Origin of the sequence: Streptomyces sp. NPDC058371, assembly GCF_042723265.1 — a bacterium.
Classification (GTDB): domain Bacteria; phylum Actinomycetota; class Actinomycetes; order Streptomycetales; family Streptomycetaceae; genus Streptomyces.
The window spans coordinates 148,109-164,506 of the sequence record NZ_JBHXJC010000013.1 but is presented as its reverse complement, the minus strand read 5'-3'; the positions used below and the strand labels follow the sequence as shown (position 1 = coordinate 164,506).

Sequence of the window (16,398 nt, the reverse complement as noted above, 5' to 3'; positions counted from 1 at the left end):
CCTGCCGCGTACGCACCGACCGCACCCGGCGGAGTCCGCCGTGAGCGACCCGCCCATGCGGCCGGCGGGATCCCACCGGGTACGAGCCACCCTCACGCCCGCCGGATCCCCCCGTACCACCCGACCCCACTCCCAAGACAACTGATCCACTTCAGCTTCGGAGCGATCATCGTGACGCCTGAATCCCACACCCCGACCGGTACCGACGACCCCACGCTCGGTCCGCCGCCGGGCTGCCCCGCCCATGGCACCGGACCCGGCGGGCTGCGCCGGCTGTACGGCCCCGAGGCGGAGGACCTGGGGGACCTGTACGAGAAACTCCGTGCCGAACACGGCGCGGTCGCACCCGCGTTGCTGCACAACGACGTGCCGATCTGGGTGGTGCTCGGCCACGGCGAGAACCTGCACATGGTGCGCACGCCCATGCAGTACACCCGCGACAGCCGTGTGTGGACCGCCGTCCAGAACGGCACGGCAGGCGCCGACCACCCGCTGGCGCCGCACATCATGTGGCAGCCCATCTGCTCCCATGCCGAGGGCGACGAGCACCTCCGGCTGCGCGGCGCGGTCACCGGGGCCATGTCGACGATCGACCACCGCGGCGTGCGCCGGCACATCAACCGCTCGACCCAGCGGCTGGTCAACCAGTTCTGCGAGCGCGGCACCGCCGACCTGGTCAGCCAGTTCGCCGAGCATCTGCCGATGGCCGTGATGTGCGAGATCCTCGGCATGCCCGAGGAGTACAACGAGCGCATGGTGCAGGCTGCCCGCGACATGCTCAAGGGCACCGAGACCGCGATCGCCAGCAACGAGTACGTCATGGGCGCCCTGATGCGGCTCACCGCACGCCGCCGGGCCAAGCCCGAGGAGGACTTCACCACCCACCTCGTCAACCACCCGGCCCGGCTCACCGACGACGAGGTCGGGCAGCATCTGCGCCTGGTCCTCATCGCCGCCTACGAGGCCACGGCGAACCTCATCGCCAACGTGCTGCGCATGGTCCTCACCGACCCGCGCTTCCGCGCCCAGCTCAGCGGCGGCCAGATGACGGTGCCGGAGGCGGTCGAGCAGTCCCTCTGGGACGAGCCGCCGTTCAGCACGATCTTCGGCTACTTCGCCAAACAGGAGACGGAGTTGGGCGGTCAGCGCATCCGGCGGGGCGACGGACTCCTGCTCGGTATCGCCCCGGGCAACGTCGACCCGCACGTCCGGCCCGACCTCGCCGCCAACATGCAGGGCAACCGCTCGCACCTCGCCTTCGGCGGCGGCCCCCACGAGTGCCCGGGCCAGGACATCGGCCGTGCCATCGCCGACACCGGCGTCGACGCCCTGCTGATGCGCCTGCCGGACGTCGAACTGGACTGCGAGGAGCGCGAGTTGCGCTGGACCTCGTCGATCTCCTCACGGCACCTGGTGGAGCTGCCGGTACGGTTCGCGCCCAAGCCGCCGCAGGACGTCATGCAGCAGCCCGGCACCCGCCCGCTGCCGCCGCCCCGGCCGAGCCAACCGGTCTCGACGGCTCCGCCACGGTCGCAGCCGGTGGCACCCGCCCCGCAGCCCGCCGCCCCGGGGCCCTTCGAGCCGACGCCGGAAGCCGCCCACCGGCTCGGTGCCTGGCAGCGCTTCCTGCGCTGGTGGCGTGGTTACTGATCCCGTCCGGCGTACGGCGGTGACGGCGCCGGGGCCGCCCAGTCCTCGTACGAGGACCAGGCCTCCAGCAGCCGCCCGCTGACGAACCGGTGCTCCCGCCCCGTGACCGGATCGGTGAACTCCAGTGACCGCGCCAGCAGTTGGAGCGGATACCGGAAGTCGCCGACCGGCACGGGGCCGGTCACCACCGGATAGAGGGGGTCGCCGAGGATGGGCACGCCCAACGCGTTCATGTGCACCCGGAGTTGATGGGTCTGCCCGGTGCTGGGCGTCAGCCGGTAGCGCCCCAGCCGCCCGCGATGACCGAGGAGCTCGACCCGGCTCACCGCGTTCGGCTCGCCCTCGATCTCCCGGGCCGCCATGACACCCCGCTCCTTGAGGATGCGACTGCGGAGGGTACGCGGCAGGGCGAGCTCCGGATCGTAGGGAGCGACCGCCTCGTACTCCTTGCCGATCCGCTTGTCACGGAACAGGGACTGGTACGCGCCCCGCTCCTGCGGCCGCACGGTGAACAGCACGATGCCGGCCGTGAGGCGGTCGAGCCGGTGCGCGGCCCCGATCGTCGGGATGCCCAGCTCCCGCCGCAGGCGCGCCAGAGCGGTCTCGACGACATGGCTTCCGCGCGGGGTGGTGGCGAGGAAGTGGGGCTTGTCGGCGACGACGATGTGCTCGTCGCGGTACACCACGTCGAGCGGGAACGGCACCTGTTCCTCGTCCGGGGGCTCCCGGTGGAACCACACGAACATCCCCGGCACGTACACCGCGTCGGAGCGCACCGGCAGCCCGTCCGCCCCGACGATCAGTCCGTCGCCGAGCATGCCGTCGATGACCCCGGCCTCCGCCGCGAGCCGCTCCACCAGGTGCTCGCGCACCGTGGCCCAGCTCCCTGCGTGCGGCAGTCTGATCCGCACGGGGTCCACCCCGTCGCGCTGCGGCAGGGGGGAGGGCGGGATCCGTGGCTTGCGTCTCACCTGGTCAAGCGTACGAGGCGGCGCCTGCGCCGGGGACGGAAGGTGCCGCCCCCGGCCGTCGCACACGGTCCGCGGCTTCTTGCCCGGGGCTGTACCCAGGCGTCGCCCGTCACGCGTACGCCGGGGCTTCCGCCACCGTGGCCCGCACCTTGTACGCCCGATAGGCCAGACCCACGGCGAGCGTCGCCCCGAGGAACAGCACTGTGAACCACTGGAAGTACCAGTGGCCGCCCGCCGGGTCGTACACCTCGGCGCGGGGCCAGGCGAGGTTGACGGTCATGAAGAGTCCGTAGAGCAGGGCGATCGCGTTGACCGGGACGCCCCAGCGGCCGAGGGAGAAGAGCGGGGCGCCCGTCTCGTCGGTGCCGTCGGCGGTGAACTCCCCGCGCAGCCGGCGGACCAGCAGGGGCCCGGTGACCATCGCGTAGGCGAGGTACAGCATCACGATGCAGGTGGTGCCGATGGCCAGAAAGGCGTCCGGGGAGGCGAAGTCGAGGAGCAGCAGGGCCGCGGCGAGGACGCCGACGACCAGGGCGGGGACGCTCGGCACACCGGTGCGCGGATTGACCTTCGCCAGCCGGCCGGAGAAGGGGAGCCGGCCGTCGCGGGCCATCGAGAAGAGCATGCGGCAGGCCGCCGTCTGGATCGCCAGGGTCGCCACCGCGATGGCCACCACCACGTCGGCGAGCAGCGCCCGGCCGACGCCGTCACCGAGGCTGCTGGTCAGGACGTAGCTCAGACCGTCGACACCCAGCCGGCCGTTGGTGAGGCTCGGTGCGGCGAGCAGGCCGCCGAGGACGATCAGTCCCCCGAGCAGGCCCGCCGCGCCGAGTGCCGTGAGGATCGTGCGGGGTGCGGTGCGCCGCGGATCACGGGTCTCCTCGCTCATCTCCCCGGCGCTGTCGAAGCCGATCATCACGTACGCCGCCATGAAGGAGCCCACCATCAGCGCCCCGAAGAGGCCGGTGCCGCCCGCGCCCGAGTGGAAGGTGATGCCGGGGGAGCGCTGGGAGTGGGTCAGCAGGAGCACGATGATCAGGACGGCGCCGATGATCTCGGCGGTGACGCCGACCCGGTTGATCACGGACATCACGCGGTTGTCGAGGATGTTCACCAGTGTGGTCAGGACCAGCAGGATCACGCCCAGGACGGCCGCGTTGGCCGCGCCGTCGGGGCTGGTGGGGGTCGGGTCGGTGCCCACCAGCTGGAAGCCGGACCAGATCGCCGGCAGCACCATCTGCAGGGCGAGCGCCGCCGCCGCGACCACCACGATCTGCCCGATCACCATGATCCAGCCGGCGAACCAGCCGAACGAGGGGTTGGAGAGCCTCGACGACCACTGGTAGATGGCGCCCGAGATCGGATAGCGCGCAGCCAGTTCCGCGAAGCAGGCGGCGACCAGCAACTGGCCCACCAGCACGGCCGGCCAGGTCCAGAAGAAGACGGGGCCGCCGAACGCGTATCCGAAGGCGAAGAACTGGAAGACGGTCGTCAGCACGGAGATGAAGGAGAAACCGGCGGCGAACGAGGCGTACCGGCCGAGGCTGCGGTGCAGTTCCTGGCGGTAGCCGAACTCGGTCAGCGAGCCGTCGCCGGGGGACCGCGGCGGGTCGGGGCGTACGTCGGAGGGAGCGGTGGTGGTCACGGCGGCACCTGCCTTCGGCGCGGAAGGGGGCGGGACGGGAGCACGACGGGAAGGGCGACGGCGGTGCTGCCGCGCGCCTAATTCCTGTCGGGTGACAGAAATTAGGGAGGGGCTGTTTCGCCCGCATGACGCGGCCGTGTCGCGGGCGGGCCGAAGTCCTCACGCCCTTGCGGTGGGGTCAGGGTCGCGATACATCGCGTGTGTCGACGCTCGCTGCTCGTGGCACTGGAGCCGGCCGGGTCGGTTTCGCCGCCGCGACCGTCGCCCGTCCTCGCTCGACGGCGTCTCCTCCCCTCCGCGGGCCGTCGTCACGCCGAGGCGGAGGCCGAGGCGATCAGCTCCGCGGCCGAGCTCTCCCTCGCCGGAGGCGTCCGATGAGCACCGCTCTGTCCCAGACCCGGTGTATGCCCCAGCGTCAACTGATGGTCTTCCTGCGGCAGCCCGCGTATCTGCTGATCACGCTGATCCGGCCGGTGGTCCGGTTGTTCCTGTTCGGCAACCTCTTCAAGAAGGTCGTCGAGCTCGGCGGCTTCGGCGCCACGTCATGTCCGGACTACCTCGTCCCCGGAGTGGTGGTGACGAGCGCCCTGAGCTCCCACATGTGGGCGGGCTGTGACCCGCTGAACGCGGGAGGCGGCCACCGCTGGGTGGCCGCCTCCCGCCGTTCGTGTCTGTGTCGTGCGGCGCCGCCGCACGCGGGTTGGTGCTACGCGGCCGTCTCCTGCTCCGCCTCCACCTGCGCGTTCCAATCCCGCTTCGACGCCTGCCAGCCGTCCTCGTTGTGCCCGAGCCGCCAGTAGCCGGAGATGGACAGGTCCTCGCGCGGGATCTCGAGCTCGACGCGCAGCAGCCGGCGCAGCTCCTTCACGAAGCCCGCCTCGCCGTGCACGAAGGCGTGCACCCGGCCCGCCGGGAACTCCAGCGCACGGACGGCCTCCACCAGGGCGGTACCGACCGGCCGGTCCCCGCGGTGCAGCCAGACGACCTCCGCGTCGGAGTCGATCTTCTGCTCCTCCTCGGGCCCGGAAACCTCCACGAAGGCGCGGACCGTGGCTCCCTCGGGCAGCGCCTCCAGGGATGCCGCGATGGCGGGCAGGGCGCTCTCGTCACCGGCCAGCAGATGCCAGTCGGCGCTCGCGTCGGGCGCATAGGCACCGCCGGGGCCCATGAACCGCACGATTTCACCCGGTTGGACGCGCAGGGCCCAGGGGCCGGCCAGCCCCTCGTCGCCGTGCACCACGAAGTCGAGGGTCAGCTCGTGCAGTTCGGGATTCCAGTTGCGCACCGTGTAGGTGCGGGTCACCGGCCACTGCTCGCGCGGGAACTCGTCGCGGATGCGCTGCATGTCGAACGGCTCGGGGTAGGCGACACCCTCGGCGCCGAACAGCAGCTTCACGTAATGGTCGGTGCAGGAGCCGAGGGTGAACCCGGCGAGGCCGTCGCCGCCGAGCACGACCCGCTGCATGTGCGGGGTCAGCCGTTCGGTCCGCACGACCCGCGCGGAGTGGGGCTTTGGGGTCCTGCGTGCCGGACGCTCTGCCATGACAGCCTCCCAGTTCTTAGGGTTACCTAAGTTAGCATCTCTCCCCAGTTAACACCTCATGCCTGAAGAGTCGCGAGCAACCTCTGCAACGATCCACCGAGACCCCAGCGCGCCGCGAGCCCGTCCAACGCCGCCGGATCGCGCGGCGCGTGCGGCAGCGCCGTGTCCACGGCCGGCAACGGGACGTCGCCCGCGACCTGCACAACCTTGGGCGCGACGGCGAGATACGGCCGCGACTCGTCCAGCCGCTTGCGCTGCGAGGGAGTCAGCCGGGCCGCCCGGTCGTCGACCGCGGCGATGATCCCGGCCAGGTCGCCGAACTCGGCCAGCAGCTTGGCGGCCGTCTTCTCGCCGATGCCCGGCACGCCCGGCAGGCCGTCGCTGGGGTCGCCGCGCAGCAGCGCCAGATCCGCGTACCCCTGACCGTCGACGCCGTACTTCTCGCGCAGCCACGCCTCGTCGGTGAGCTGGAGCGTGCCGACACCCTTGAGGGGGTAGAGCACGCGGATCTCCCGCTTGTCGTCGACCAGTTGGTACAGATCGCGGTCGCCGGTGACGATGTCGACGGGGCCCGTGGCGCGTCCGGTGAAGGTGCCGATCACGTCGTCCGCCTCGTACCCGGCGACGCCCACGCGGGCGATGCCGAGCGCGTCGAGCACCTCCTCGATGACCGGCACCTGCGGTGACAGCGTGTCCGGCACCTCCTCCTCGTCCGGGCCCAGCTCGCGCTCCTCGGCCACCCGGTGCGCCTTGTAGGAGGGGATCAGGTCGACGCGCCACTGGGGGCGCCAGTCGGCGTCCATGCAGGCGACCAGGTCGTCGGGACGGTGGTCCTTGACCAGGCGGTCGATGAATTCGAGCAGCCCGCGCACGGCGTTCACGGGCGTGCCGTCCGGGGCCTTCACCGATTCGGGAACCCCGAAGTAGGCCCGGAAGTACAGGGAGGCGGTGTCGAGCAGCATCAGGCGTCTGGTCACCCTGCGCATCATGCCGTACGGCACCGACAGGCACGGTTCGGAACGGGTACGGGGCTCGGCATGCGCGGCCTTACAAGATCAAGGTGAACGACATGTGAACTGGGTCACTCCTGCGTTTGGTCCGTATAAGCATGGGCAGGCGCCGAGCCGGAGCGAAGCCGATCGCATTTTCAACCACACCTGACAAATGCCATCCGGTCGAGCGGGCGGAACCCGCCTCGCTCCACGGCCCGCCGGCGGGGGAGGCGGGCCGTTGTGGTTCTAGAGGAGAGGCGCCCGTGGCATCCACGCTTGAGGCGGAGCATCTGTACAAGGTGTTCGGCAGACGACCCGACGACGCGGTGGAACGGCTCCGCCAGGGAGCCGACCGTGAGGAACTGCGCAGCGAAGGCACCACCGCCGCCGTGATCGACGCCTCCTTCACCGTGGCGCCGGGCCAGATCTTCGTGGTCATGGGCCTGTCCGGATCCGGCAAGTCCACGCTGTTGCGCATGCTCAACGGACTGCTGGAGCCGACCGCCGGACAGGTCCGCTTCGACGGACAGGACCTGACCGGACTCAGCGCGCGCGAACTGCGCGAGGTCCGCTCGAAGAAGATCAGCATGGTCTTCCAGCACTTCGCGCTCTTCCCGCACCGCAGCGTCCGCGAGAACGCCGCCTACGGCCTGGAGGTCCAGGGCGTGCCGAGCGGTGAGCGCAAGCGGCGGGCCACCGAGGCGCTGGAGATGGTGGGCCTTGCGGGCTGGGAGAAGTCCTGGCCCGACGAGCTGTCCGGCGGTATGCAGCAGCGCGTCGGCCTGGCCCGCGCGCTCGCCACCGACGCCGACCTGCTGCTGATGGACGAGTCCTTCAGCGCGCTCGACCCGCTGATCCGCCGCGACATGCAGGACCAGCTGATCGAGCTCCAGCGCAAGCTCAAGAAGACCATCGTCTTCATCACGCACGACCTCAACGAGGCCATGCGCCTGGGCGACCGGATCGCCGTCATGCGCGACGGCCGAATAGTCCAGGAAGGCACCGCCGAGGACATCCTGGTGCGCCCCGCGAACGACTACGTCGCCTCCTTCACCAAGGACGTGGACCGCTCCCGGGTCCTCACCGCGGAGTCCGTCATGGACAGGGACGTACGCGGCAACGAGGCGGACTGCGGCTGTGAGACCGCCTCGCCCGACACCTCGTTCACCGAACTGTGCGCGATCAGCGCCCGGTTGTCGCACGCGGTCGCCGTGCTCGACAAGAAACAGGCACTGGTCGGAGTCGTGCCACGGCAGCGGCTGATCGGCTTCCTGGGAGACCAGCAGGGCGAACCCGTGGCCTGTGACACACCGCGCGACAAGCGCGTCAAGGTGGTGAAGGCCGGTGCCTAGGATCCCCTTCGGCGACTGGGTCAACGACACGGTCGACTGGCTGCTCGACCACATGTCGTGGCTCTTCGACTTCCTCAAGACCGTCTTCCAGGGCTCGTTCGACGGCATCAACGACGTCCTCCAGGCCCCGGAACCGCTTCTCCTCGCGGGCATATTCGCCGTGATCGCGTTCTGGCTGCGCGGCACCTTTGCCGGTGTCCTGGCCTTCGTCGGCTTCGCCTTCATCGACTCCCTCGAACTGTGGGCGAACGCGATGGAGACCCTTTCGCTCATCATCGTGGCGACGGTCATCGCGCTCGTCATCTCCGTGCCCGTGGGCATCTGGGCGGCACGCTCCGACCGGGTCAGCGGACTCGTGCGCCCGGTGCTCGACTTCATGCAGACGCTGCCCGCGATGGTCTACCTCATCCCGGCGCTCCTCTTCTTCGGCACGGGCGCCCCCGCGGGCCTGGTGGCCACCCTGATCTTCGCGCTGGCCCCCGGCGTCCGGATGACGGAGCTGGGCATCCGCCAGGTCGACAAGGAACTGGTCGAGGCCGCCGACGCGTTCGGCACCACCCCCGGCAACATCCTGCTCCGCGTCCAGCTGCCCCTGGCGCTGCCCACGATCATGGCCGGCGTCAACCAGGTCATCATGCTGGGCCTCTCCATGGCTGCCATCGCGGGCATGGTCGGCACCGGCGGCCTCGGTGGCGACGTGAACCAGGCCATCGGCCAGCTGAACGTCGGCCTGGGCGCCGAGGCCGGAGTCGCCATCGTCATCCTGGCCATCTACCTGGACCGGATGACCAGCTCCCTGGGCACCCAGGTCTCACCGCTCGGCCGCCGCGCCGCCGCCAGGCTGCGCGCCGCACAGGGGCTGAAGATCTGGTCCTACCGCCCCCGGCCCGCCGTGGCCGTGGTGGGCGTCGTCGTGCTCGCGCTGGTCGCGGGCGGCATGGGCATCTTCGGCTCCAGCGACACCCAGGCCACCGCGTCCGACGCCGAGAACGTCGGCCAGGGCAAGAAGATCACCATCGGCTACATCCCCTGGGACGAGGGCGTCGCCTCCACGTTTCTGTGGAAGGAGCTCCTGGAGGAGCGCGGCTTCGAGGTCGAGACGAAGCAAATGGAGGCCGGCCCGATCTACACCTCGCTCGCCGGGGGTGACATCGACTTCCAGACGGACGCCTGGCTGCCGACCACGCACGAGCAGTACTGGAAGAAGTACGGCAAGCAGCTCGACGACCTGGGCTCCTGGTACGGCCCGACGTCCCTGGAGCTGAGCGTGCCCTCGTACATGAAGGGCATCGACTCCCTGGAGGATCTCAAGGGCAAGGCCGACGAGTTCGGCGGCAAGATCACCGGCATCGAGCCGAGCGCCGGGATGATGGGCCTGCTCAAGACCAAGGTCCTCAAGGCGTACGGGCTCGACAAGGAGTACAAGGTCGTCGACAGCTCCACGCCCGCGATGCTGGCCGAGCTGAAGCGCGCGTACGCCAAGAAGGAGCCGTTCGTCGGCACGCTCTGGTCGCCGCACTGGGCGTACAGCGACTACAAGCTGAAGAAGCTCAAGGACCCCAAGGGCGCCTGGGGCAAGGGCGACGGCGTGCACACGCTGTCCCGCAAGGGCTTCGCCCAGGACAACCCGGCCGTCGGCAAGTGGCTCAAGAACTTCAAGCTGACCGAGAAGCAGCTCACGAGTCTTGAGGCCGAGATCAACAAGGCCGGCAAGGGCAAGCAGCAGGACGCCGTGCGTGCCTGGCTGAAGCAGAACCCCGGGCTCGCCGACAAGCTGGCGCCGGTCGAGCGCTCCTCGTCCGGCACGAGCGCCGAGGCGAAACGCGAGGTGAATGTCGCCTGGTTCCCCTGGGACGAGGACGTCGCCGTCACCTATCTGTGGAAGAACGTCCTGGCACGGCGCGGCTACAAGCTGAACCTCAAGCAGATGGATGTCGGCCCGGTCTACACCGGCCTGGCCACCGGCGACCTCGACGTCAACTTCGACGCGTGGCTGCCGTATGCCCAGAAGAACTACTGGGACCAGCACAAGAACGACCTCAAGGACCTGGGCACCTGGTACCGGCCGACCTCGCTGGAGGTCGCCGTGCCCTCGTACGTCAAGGGCGTCAAGACCCTGGCGGACCTCAAGGGCAAGGCCGGCACCTTCGACGGCAAGATCATCGGTATCGAGCCGGGCACCGGCGAGATGAACCTGCTCAAGAAGAAGGTCCTGCCGGGCTACGGGCTCGACAAGGAGTACAAGGTCGTCGACGGCTCCACGCCCGCGATGCTGGCCGAGCTGAAGCGTTCGTACGCCAAGAAGGAGCCGGTGGCCGTTGTGCTGTGGTCTCCGCACTGGGCCTACAGCGAGTACAAGCTGACCAAGCTCGCGGACGACAAGAAGCTGTTCGGAGAGGGCAACACGATCCGGACCATCTCCAGCAAGAAGTTCCCGGAGCAGTACCCGCAGCTCACCAAGTGGATCAAGAACTTCCGGATGAGCGAGGGCGAGCTCGGCAGCCTGGAGAGCGAGATCAAGAAGTCGGGACAGGGCCATGAGGAGGACGCCGTCGCCACATGGCTGAAGCAGCACCCGGACATGGTCGAGCGGATGACTCCGCAGTAGACCGGACCGGTACGGCGGCCGTCCGGCCGCCGCTCACCCCGAGGGGTGGGCCTCGCGACGGGAACCCGAGCGGTTCTCGTGTGGCGAAGCCCACCCCTCGGGGCGTACCCGGGGCGGCCGAGTCGTTCGTACGCTCGTCCTCTGCCCGCCGCCCGTCCCTGTGAGCCACCCGTGACCGCACGCCTGCCCGTACTCCTCGTCGCGCTGACGGCTGCCGCGCTCCTGCTCTCCCGCCTGCCGGACGCGAGCGCGGCCCCCGCCTCCGCGGCCACCGCGCGCTTCGCGGAACTGGCCGGGGACGTGCGCACGTCCGACGGCCACAGCTACGGCACGCGGGACGACTCCGGCCGCACCATGGACGCCGCGCAGATCGTGCAGGCGGCGGACGGCATGTATCTCGCCGTCTACCACACGACCCTCGGCGACGGCCGCTTCCACGCGGCCCTCGCCACCTCCGCCGACCTGCGCACCTGGACCCGGCGGCACGACTTCGGCGCGGGCACCAGCCAGCCCAGCCTCGCCGCCGACGACCGCGGCGGTTACGTCCTCGCGTACGAGAAGGATCCGGACAACCACATAGCCGTACGCGGCTACCCGGATCTCGACGCCCTGCTGACCGGCACGGCCGAGCACGCGTTCGACGCACCCCTGACGCTCTCGCGCTGCGCCGAGGGCACGCCGGACATCACCGCGGTGCACGACGGGACGGTCGAACTCACCGGGCACTACCGGGCGGAGTGCGACAACGACCGGCAACTGCGCGCCGTGCTCACGGACTTCAGGACCTGGCACGCACGTCCCGACCAGCGCCTCGACCGCGCCCTGGAGTCCTGGGGCACCGCCGGCAACATAGGCGACCGCTCCGCCCTCGAACTCGGCGGCGGCGAGCTGGTCCTGGTCGAGGGCCAGCGGTGGCAGAACGACTTCGGGAGCTGGCGGACGTACGCCTACGATCCGGCCACCGGTCGGGCCGACCGGCTCGGCCTCCGCACCCACGGCGGCAGCCGCGCCTTCGCCAATCCGTCGGCCGCCCTGATCACCGACCCCGCAGGGCACCCGGCGCTCTTGGTCAGCCTTTTCGTCCCCCGGGAGGAGTCGGCACCGGGCGAGTCGGGAGAACTCGTCTATTGGCGCGAACTGTAACCCTGGCCCTCCCTCGGTGTGACAGCGATGTGACGGGCGCATGAAACGGTTTGCCGAACATGCGTAGGGTGCAGAGAACTCATCAGAAGCACTGCCGTGAGAAGTGGTCAGAAGCAGCAACCGACGAGCGATGGAGGGAGCCGGAGCGATGGGCGACCACAAAGAACAGCCCCTTCGGGTGGGCGCGGCCGTCCGGCGGCGGCGCCGGGCACTGGAGCTCACCCTCGCCGTCGTGGCCGAGCGCAGCGGCCTGTCGGTCCCTTTCCTGAGCCAGGTGGAGAACGAGCGGGCCCGGCCCAGCAGGCGCTCCCTGGAGCGGGTCGCCGACGCCCTCGACACCACCGCCGGCGAGCTGCTGGCCGCGGCCGACCCGGCGTGCAGCGTGGACGTCGTGCGGGCCGACGCCGCCGAGTTCACCTCCGAGGCCCGGGTGCGCCCTCTGGTGCGCGGTCACCATCAGCTGCACGCCACGGAGTTCACCGGCGACCACGACGCGGGCCGCGAACTGCAGCACCGCAACGACCAGTTGATGTACGTCGCGGACGGCGCGGTGGAGGTCGAGGCGGAGGGCCGCGCCCACCGGCTCGGGCGCGGCGACACGCTGTACCTGACGGGCGGGGTACGCCACCGGTGGCGGGCGACCGTGCCGGACACCCGTGTGGTCGTGGTCGCCGTCGCCGACCACATCGACGCCGTGGAGGACCGGCACGCCTTCGGGGGCCGCTGACCCGACCGGGCGGCGCTGGGATACTGACGCCATGCCAGGCACCCCCGGTTACGCCTTCGACAACACCTCCGAGCACGCCGGTGGGCGTTTCGACGCCCTGGAGACCTGCTACGACCCGGTGACCTTCGCGCGGCTGGCCGACCTCGGCGTCGCGGCGGGAACGCGCTGTCTGGAGGTGGGTGCGGGCGGCGGCTCGGTGGCCGGCTGGCTCGCCGACCGGGTCGGACCCAGCGGCTCCGTGCTGGCCACGGACCTCGAACCGCGCTGGATGGACGGCCTGCCCGAGCGCCCCAACCTCCGCGTCGTACGCCACGACATCAGCAAGGAAGACCTGCCCGAGGGCGGGTTCGACCTCGTCCACGCACGGCTCGTGCTGCTGCACGTGCCGGAGCGGCTCGCCGCCCTGGACCGGCTGGTGCGGGCGCTGCGTCCCGGCGGACGGCTGGTGCTGGACGAGTTCGACTGCGGCTGGATCTCCGTCCTCGCGGCGCCCACGCCCGAGGCGGCCGCGCTCTTCGAGCGGACGCACGACGCGGTGATGACGGTCGTCTCGCGGGCCGGCGCCGACATCCACTGGGGCCTGCGCACGTACGGGGCGCTGCGTGCGGCCGGGCTGACGGACGTGGCGTCGGTGACGTACGCCGAGTCCTGGACCGGCGGATCGCCCGGCACCCAGCTCCACCAGGTCAACATCCGGCAGCTGGCCGAGCGGCTCCTGGGGGAGGGGCTGACGCCGGACCGGCTGGAGCGCTGTCTGCGGCTCCTCGACGACCCCGCCTTCGCGGTCAGCTCGTATCCGTTGATCACCACCTGGGGCACACGGCCGTGACCGCCTTTCACAGCGCGGCGAGGCGTGTGGTCTCGCTGGTGCCCTCGCTGACCGAGGCCGTGGCCGTGTCGCTCCCCGGCGCCCTGGCCGGCGCGACCGACTGGTGCAGCCATCCGGCGGACCTCGACGTCGTACGGATCGGCGGCACCAAGAATCCCGCGGTGGAGGCGATCGTCCGGCTGGCCCCCGACCTGGTCGTCGCCAACGAGGAGGAGAACCGCGCCCCCGACCTGGCCGCCCTGCGCGAGGCGGGGATCGAGGTCCTGGTCACCGAGGTGCGGGACGTGCCGGCGGCCTTCCGCGAACTGGACCGGGTGCTGCGGGCCTGCGGGGCCCGGTCCCGGCCGCGCTGGCTCGACGAGGCGGAGGCCGCGTGGGCGGACCTTCCCGAGCCGGACCGCCGTACGACCGCCGTCGTGCCGGTCTGGCGGCGGCCCTGGATGGTGCTCGGCCGGGACACCTTCGCCGGGGACGTGCTCGCGCGGCTGGGCGTGGACCAGCTGTACGCGGGCCACTCCGAGCGCTATCCGCGGGTCCCGGTGGAGGAGCTGCGGGACGCAGGGCCCGACCTCGTGGTCCTGCCCGACGAGCCCTACCGTTTCAGCGCCGACGACGGCCCCGAGGCGTTCCCGGGAACCCCCTGCGCACTCGTCAGCGGCCGTCATCTCACCTGGTACGGACCCTCGTTGGCGCAGGCTCCCGAGGTCATCGGCGAGGCGCTGCGAGCAGCTCGCCGCTGAGCAGACCGCGGGCTGTGCGGACGGCGGCCACGGCCCAGGCGGCCACGAGCAGTGCGTACAGGCCGACCGCGAGCGCGTCGAACGCGGCGAGTCCGGTGTGCCGGGCGAGTCCCTCCGCGCCGGTGACACAGGTGCCCACCGGGAAGGTGAACGCCCACCAGGTCATCGTGAACCCCATGCCCCGGCGCCGGGCCCGCAGTACCAACGCGCCGGCGAGGCCGAGCCAGAGCAGTGCGAAGCCCATCACCGGCACGCCGTACAGCACGGCGAGGACCGCCATGCCCTGGTCGTAGGGGACGGGGACCACACCGGGGGCGCTGTCCGCGAACTTGTTGACGGCGGTGGTGGACTGCCCGAGCGGACCGAGGACCAGGAACAGGACCGGGGTCATCGCGAGCGGCAGCGGACCGCCGGTGATCAGCCGGGCGAAGATCAACGGGAGCATGAGCAGGGTGGCCACCAGACTGAGCCCGAACATCGCGAGACAGGCGAGCAGGAGGCTCTCCTGTGCCTGCCCGGGCGGCAGGTGGGGGACCAGCAGGGGGCCGAGCGCGGCGGACACCATCGGCGAGACGACGGGCAGCAGCCAGACCGGCGTCGCCTGGTTGGGCTCGATGCGATGGCGGACCACCATGAGGTACGGCACCACCACGGCGACCGTCAGCCCGACGGCCGTACCGGCGCTGAACAGCACGGCGTCCAGGACGGCCGCCGCCCGTGTCCCGATCCAGTCCGCGCCGACCACGATGGTGGCGCCGCCGACGGCGAGCAGGGCCATGGCGACACAGCCGTAGAAGGGGGCCGTGCCCGGGTCGAGGAGGCCGGCGCGGGCCTGGTCGCGGTGGTAGGTCCAGTGCAGGGTCCGGGCGCCGAGCAGGGTGACGAGCATGATCAGCGAGAGGGCCCAGACGACCGCGCACGCCGTGCGCAGCCCGGGCACGTCCACGGGCAGTCCGGCTCCCGCCGTGGCCACGATTGCCGTACCCATCACGGAGGCGTACCAGTTCGGCCCGAGGTGGCGGACGGCGGCGGCGCGGGGGCGGCGGACCTCTGCGATCGGGAGGGGGAGGGGCGGGGCTGCGGTGACCATGTCTCCACGGTCCCGCCGTCCCGGGCCCGCCACCAGGGAGTACGTGTCTATGAGGGCATAAGCTGGGTTTATGAGTGAGCGGACGTACGGCAGTGGCCCTTACGGGGGTCCCCATGGCTGAGCAGCCGGAGGCGGTGGGCGGCGCGGGGGCGTCGGCCGGGATCGCGCATCGCGTCCCGGATCTGGGCGCGCTGGAGTTGCTGCTGGCCGTGGCCCGGCTGGGGAGTCTCGGGCGGGCCGCGCGCGAGCTCGGGATCACGCAGCCCGCGGCCAGCAGCCGGATCCGTTCCATGGAGCGGCAGTTGGGCGTGGCCCTGGTCGACCGGTCGCCGCGCGGCTCGCGCCTCACCGACGCCGGTGCGCTGGTCACCGAATGGGCGCGGCGGATCGTCGAGGCGGCGGAGGCCTTCGACGTGGGGGCACGGGCGCTGCGCGACCGTCGCGACTCCCGGCTGCGGGTCGCGGCGAGCATGACGATCGCCGAGTACCTGCTGCCCGGCTGGCTGATCGCCTTGCACGCGCAGCGACCCGGTACGGCCGTGTCGTTGCTCGCGGGCAACTCGACCGTGGTTGCCGAGCAGTTGCTGACCGGCGAGGCGGATCTGGGCTTCGTCGAGGGACTGTCGGTGCCGACGGGACTGGATTCGGCCGTCATCGCGCATGACGACCTGATCGTGGTGGTGGCCCCGACGCACCCGTGGGCCCGCCGGCGCGCTCCGCTCGCCGCGGACGAGCTGGCCGCGACCGCCCTCATCCTCCGCGAGAAGGGCTCGGGCACCCGCCAGGTCCTCGACACGGCGCTCGGCGGTCTGGCCCTGCCGCTCCTGGAACTCTCCTCGACCACGGCGGTGAAGGCCGCGGCGGTCAGTGGCGCGGGGCCCGCCGTGCTGAGCGAACTGGCCCTGCGCGAGGAGCTCTCCTCCCATCGCCTGGTGAGCATCCCGCTCGCCGAGGTACGCCTCCACCGAGCCCTCCGCGCGGTCTGGCCGACGGGCCACCGTCCCACGGGCCCGGCCCGCGACCTGCTGACGCTCACCCGAAGCCGGGCGTGACGGGATCGGCCGGGGGCGCTCCGCGAGGGACTTGTCGCGTCCCGTACGGGCGGCTA

At 71.2% G+C, this 16,398-nt stretch carries 13 protein-coding genes and 1 pseudogene; 9 read left to right on the top strand and 5 right to left on the bottom strand.

Features of this window, described 5'->3' with window-relative positions; translation table 11 throughout:
• The first annotated feature begins 171 nt into the window (after positions 1 to 171).
• Positions 172 to 1,650: a cytochrome P450 gene (locus ACFWM2_RS30885; protein ID WP_383286775.1), complete on the top strand. Its 1,479-nt coding sequence runs from the start codon at positions 172 to 174 to the stop codon at positions 1,648 to 1,650.
• On the opposite strand, the gene ACFWM2_RS30880 is transcribed toward ACFWM2_RS30885, so the two are convergent.
• Positions 1,644 to 2,621 carry an RluA family pseudouridine synthase gene (locus ACFWM2_RS30880; protein ID WP_383286773.1) on the bottom strand — a complete coding sequence of 326 codons (978 nt, stop codon included), beginning with the start codon at positions 2,619 to 2,621 and terminating at the stop codon, positions 1,644 to 1,646. The two genes, ACFWM2_RS30885 and ACFWM2_RS30880, sit on opposite strands and share 7 nt — an antisense overlap.
• A 109-nt stretch (positions 2,622 to 2,730) precedes the next feature.
• On the bottom strand, positions 2,731 to 4,266 hold the full coding sequence (locus ACFWM2_RS30875; protein WP_383286771.1) for an amino acid permease: 1,536 nt from the start codon (positions 4,264 to 4,266) through the stop codon (positions 2,731 to 2,733).
• Between the two features lie 374 nt (positions 4,267 to 4,640).
• On the opposite strand from ACFWM2_RS30875, the pseudogene ACFWM2_RS30870 reads away from it, so the two are divergent.
• Positions 4,641 to 4,892: pseudogene (locus ACFWM2_RS30870) on the top strand (ABC transporter permease); the annotation flags it as partial.
• A gap of 80 nt (positions 4,893 to 4,972) precedes the next feature.
• Here ACFWM2_RS30870 and ACFWM2_RS30865 read toward each other — a convergent pair.
• Together ACFWM2_RS30865 and ACFWM2_RS30860 are read right to left on the bottom strand one after the other, a co-directional pair.
• A complete protein-coding gene (locus ACFWM2_RS30865; RefSeq protein ID WP_383286769.1) occupies positions 4,973 to 5,809 on the bottom strand; it encodes a siderophore-interacting protein in 837 nt (278 codons plus the stop codon).
• 56 nt (positions 5,810 to 5,865) lie between these two features.
• Complete coding sequence (locus ACFWM2_RS30860) at positions 5,866 to 6,795, bottom strand: 5'-3' exonuclease H3TH domain-containing protein (RefSeq protein ID WP_383286994.1); 930 nt, start codon at positions 6,793 to 6,795, stop codon at positions 5,866 to 5,868.
• Between the two features lie 269 nt (positions 6,796 to 7,064).
• Here ACFWM2_RS30860 and ACFWM2_RS30855 point away from each other — a divergent pair, with 269 nt between their 5' ends.
• The 6 genes from ACFWM2_RS30855 (at position 7,065) to ACFWM2_RS30830 (ending at position 14,200) form a co-directional block, all read left to right on the top strand.
• Entirely contained in the window at positions 7,065 to 8,153 is a 1,089-nt protein-coding gene (locus ACFWM2_RS30855) for a glycine betaine/L-proline ABC transporter ATP-binding protein (RefSeq protein ID WP_383286767.1), read from the top strand.
• Positions 8,146 to 10,761, top strand: a complete 2,616-nt coding sequence (locus ACFWM2_RS30850) for an ABC transporter permease/substrate binding protein (RefSeq protein WP_383286765.1) — start codon at positions 8,146 to 8,148, stop codon at positions 10,759 to 10,761. Before ACFWM2_RS30855 ends, ACFWM2_RS30850 begins: the two co-directional genes overlap by 8 nt.
• A 171-nt stretch (positions 10,762 to 10,932) precedes the next feature.
• Complete coding sequence (locus tag ACFWM2_RS30845) at positions 10,933 to 11,904, top strand: hypothetical protein (RefSeq protein ID WP_383286763.1); 972 nt, start codon at positions 10,933 to 10,935, stop codon at positions 11,902 to 11,904.
• 148 nt (positions 11,905 to 12,052) lie between these two features.
• Positions 12,053 to 12,631, top strand: a complete 579-nt coding sequence (locus ACFWM2_RS30840) for a helix-turn-helix domain-containing protein (protein ID WP_383286761.1) — start codon at positions 12,053 to 12,055, stop codon at positions 12,629 to 12,631.
• Positions 12,632 to 12,662: 31 nt separating this feature from the next.
• A complete protein-coding gene (locus ACFWM2_RS30835) occupies positions 12,663 to 13,460 on the top strand; it encodes a methyltransferase domain-containing protein (protein WP_383286759.1) in 798 nt (265 codons plus the stop codon).
• Positions 13,457 to 14,200 carry a helical backbone metal receptor gene (locus ACFWM2_RS30830; RefSeq protein ID WP_383286757.1) on the top strand — a complete coding sequence of 248 codons (744 nt, stop codon included), beginning with the start codon at positions 13,457 to 13,459 and terminating at the stop codon, positions 14,198 to 14,200. Before ACFWM2_RS30835 ends, ACFWM2_RS30830 begins: the two co-directional genes overlap by 4 nt.
• Here the strand turns inward: ACFWM2_RS30830 and ACFWM2_RS30825 are convergent.
• Positions 14,166 to 15,290, bottom strand: a complete 1,125-nt coding sequence (locus tag ACFWM2_RS30825; protein ID WP_383286755.1) for a TDT family transporter — start codon at positions 15,288 to 15,290, stop codon at positions 14,166 to 14,168. The genes ACFWM2_RS30830 and ACFWM2_RS30825 overlap by 35 nt on opposite strands.
• A 113-nt stretch (positions 15,291 to 15,403) precedes the next feature.
• Here ACFWM2_RS30825 and ACFWM2_RS30820 point away from each other — a divergent pair, with 113 nt between their 5' ends.
• Positions 15,404 to 16,342, top strand: coding sequence for a LysR family transcriptional regulator (locus tag ACFWM2_RS30820; protein WP_383286753.1), 939 nt, complete (start codon positions 15,404 to 15,406; stop codon positions 16,340 to 16,342).
• Positions 16,343 to 16,398 lie beyond the last annotated feature (56 nt).